Genomic DNA, 267 nt, shown 5'->3' on the forward strand with positions numbered 1-267 from the left:
GACCGGGAACTTCATCGCTCGCAAAGCAGCCACATCGCGCACGCCGGCATCGATCACGAGGCCTCGGATGCCGAGCGCCATCGCCGATTCAGCCAGAAGGTCGCCGAAAAATCCGTCTTCGCATGGAGAGATCGGAGTCACGACGAGCACATCGCCCGGCCGCGCCTGCTCCAATGCAACATGAATGGTCCAGTTGTCGCCCGGCGCCACCTCGCAGGTAAGCGCATTGCCGCCGATCCTGGCGCCGTCATAGATGGGACGCAGCCG

1 pseudogene is annotated in these 267 nt (G+C 64.0%); it reads right to left on the reverse strand.

Features of this window, described 5'->3' with window-relative positions:
• A pseudogene (locus P9236_RS30695) lies at positions 1-267 on the reverse strand (4-carboxy-4-hydroxy-2-oxoadipate aldolase/oxaloacetate decarboxylase); the annotation flags it as partial.

Source organism: Mesorhizobium sp. WSM4884 (genome assembly GCF_029625675.1).
Classification (GTDB): Bacteria; Pseudomonadota; Alphaproteobacteria; order Rhizobiales; family Rhizobiaceae; genus Mesorhizobium.